The organism is Stenotrophomonas sp. 05L44_2, from assembly GCF_056665995.1.
The window spans coordinates 1-2,487 of sequence record NZ_JBFTNR010000624.1 but is presented as its reverse complement, the minus strand read 5'-3'; the positions used below and the strand labels follow the sequence as shown (position 1 = coordinate 2,487).

Genomic DNA, 2,487 nt, shown 5'->3' with positions numbered 1-2,487 from the left:
GACACCATCGAAGCGGCGATCGACGCTGGTGGCTTCCCGGCCGAACTGTTCGGCAAGAATGCCGAAGCGGTGCTGTCGGGAATCGAGGGCGTGCAGATCCTGGCCTGTGGTACCAGTTACTACTCGGGCCTGACCGCGCGCTACTGGATCGAGGCCATCGCCGGCCTGCCGTGCAGCGTGGAGATCRCCAGCGAATACCGCTATCGCGCCGCGTATGCCAATCCCAAGCACCTGATCGTGACCATCTCCCAGTCCGGCGAAACGCTGGATACGATGGAAGCGCTGAAGTACGCCAAATCGCTGGGACACACGCACACGCTGTCGATCTGCAACGTGCCGGAAAGCGCGATTCCGCGCGCCAGCGAACTGGTCTGCTACACCCGTGCCGGCGCCGAGATYGGCGTGGCCTCGACCAAGGCGTTCACCACCCAGCTGGCCGCGCTGTTCCAGCTGACCGTGGTGCTGGGCAAGCTGCATGGCCGCGTTGATGCCGCACAGGAAGCGGACTACCTGGAGCAGCTGCGTTTCCTGCCGGGCAGCGTGCAGCATGCGTTGAACATGGAACCGCAGATCGCCGCATGGGCCGAGCGTTTCGCACGCAAGAGCAGTGCGCTGTTCCTCGGYCGYGGCCTGCAYTAYCCGATCGCSCTGGAAGGCGCGCTCAAGCTGAAGGAAATCTCGTACATCCACGCCGAGGCCTACCCGGCCGGCGAGCTCAAGCACGGGCCGCTGGCGCTGGTGGACGAGGACATGCCGGTGGTGGTGATCGCACCCAACGACAGCCTGCTGGAGAAGGTCAAGTCCAACATGCAGGAAGTGCGCGCGCGYGGCGGCGAGCTGTTCGTGTTCGCCGACCAGGACAGCAACTTCAACGCGTCCGAAGGCGTGCACGTGATCCGCACCCCGCGCCATGCCGGCGTGCTCAGCCCGGTGGTGCACACCATCCCGGTGCAGCTGCTGGCGTACCACACCGCGCTGGCGCGCGGCACCGACGTGGACAAGCCGCGTAACCTGGCCAAGAGCGTTACGGTGGAGTAACACTCGGATCCATTGGATGCTGCATGCGAAAGGGGCCCACGTGGCCCCTTTTGTTTACGACGCTGGCGCTGCCAAGTGGGACAGCTGCCGGGTTTTCTGTCCGCAGTCGGCAGCAGGCAATCAATCTTTAATGCGCGACATCGCCTGTATTCAGCGGCGGTTTCAGCCGCGGTGCCATTCTCTGGATCGTCAGTTGGTTCCTACGACGAACTGTCCCATCGATGCCGCTAGTGACCGATGGTCGCAGTCGTAGAATCGAGTTGACCGAGAGCCGGGTTGAGCCGTTGAACCCCCTCGTTCGTGTTGCAGCACGACGTCTGCCGATCCATTCCAAGCGGCAGGTGGGTGCGCCAGACGTGCACTGAAAGGTCTGTTCCCGGGGAGGGGGCGAATCGGCAGAGCACACTTTTTTGACTTGAGTGACCTGCACCAGGAAACAAGAATGAACGTCCGCGAGCTCCTGCAATCCAAGAAAGAAGCTGTCATCACCATCGACACGGAAGACACGATCGGTGCCGCCGCGCACAAGATGAGCGCGAATAAAATCGCCGCACTGGTAGTGATGAAGGATGATGCGCCGGTCGGCATCATTTCCGAAAAGGACATCGTCCGCAGCCTGGCCGATGATGGCCCGCAGGCCGGTCGCCGGGTGATTTCCAGCCTGCCGTCCACCGGCCTGGAAGGCATTGCGCCGGATGCCACGTTGAAGCAGGCCATGTCCCTGATGACCTAYTCGCGTCGCCGCCACCTGATGGTCACCGACGGCAGCAAGCTGGTCGGCATCCTCAGCCTGGGTGACATCGTGAAGAACCTGCTGGGCGAGCTGGAGCTGGAAAAGGCCGTGTTGCAGGACATCTACATGGCGGCCCACTGAGGCCTGCGCTGTGTGATGAAACGAAGCCGGGCATTGCCCGGCTTCTTCGTAGGTAGCGCCGGGCCATGCCCGGCGAGCGCGTAGCGCAGGAATCAGAAGCTGACCTTCACCGAATCGGCGCTGTAGTTCGCCGGGCCGTGGTAGACGACCTCGATGTTGTTGCCATCCGGATCGAGCACGAAGGCGCCGTAGTAGCCGGGATGGTACGGGCGCTCGCCGGGCGCGCCGTTGTCCTTGCCGCCAGCCGCCAGCGCAGCGCTGTGGAAAGCATCGACGGTGGCGGTATCGCGTGCCTGGAACGCCAGATGGTGGCGACCGGTCAACTGGCCGGCAGCGGCCTCGCTGCTGGCGCTGGAAATGAACAGTTCGTCGGCCCAGAAGTAGTCATCGCCTTCGCCGGCCACCGGGATGCCGATCGTGTCGAACACCGCCTGGTAGAAGCGGCGGCTGGCGGCCAGATCGCGTACGACCAGCTGGATGTGGTCGATCAATCGCCCACGGTGCAGTTCCATCGTTTCCATACGAACCTCGCAAAAAAGGGGGACGGAGTCGGTAGCGCCGGGCCGGGCCCGGCG

Annotated in this window: 3 protein-coding genes; 2 read left to right on the top strand and 1 reads right to left on the bottom strand. The window is 63.6% G+C overall.

The genetic code is table 11. From position 1 onward, the window contains the following. Positions 1 to 1,038: glutamine--fructose-6-phosphate transaminase (isomerizing) (gene glmS, locus AC1VAN_RS18360; RefSeq protein ID WP_480986393.1), on the top strand; the 1,038-nt coding region annotated here is incomplete at its 5' end. A 442-nt stretch (positions 1,039 to 1,480) separates the two neighbouring features. Continuing rightward, a complete protein-coding gene (locus tag AC1VAN_RS18355) occupies positions 1,481 to 1,912 on the top strand; it encodes a CBS domain-containing protein (RefSeq protein ID WP_025877332.1) in 432 nt (143 codons plus the stop codon). 92 nt (positions 1,913 to 2,004) lie between these two features. On the opposite strand, the gene AC1VAN_RS18350 is transcribed toward AC1VAN_RS18355, so the two are convergent. Continuing rightward, positions 2,005 to 2,433 (bottom strand): VOC family protein, encoded by a 429-nt coding sequence (locus AC1VAN_RS18350; protein WP_025877330.1) that lies wholly within the window; start codon positions 2,431 to 2,433, stop codon positions 2,005 to 2,007. Positions 2,434 to 2,487: the final 54 nt, after the last annotated feature.

What these genes read in the sequence shown, in the direction of transcription:
- AC1VAN_RS18350 (WP_025877330.1), bottom strand. Translation starts at nt 2,433, where the DNA reads ATGGAAACGATGGAACTGCACCGTGGGCGATTGATCGACCACATCCAG.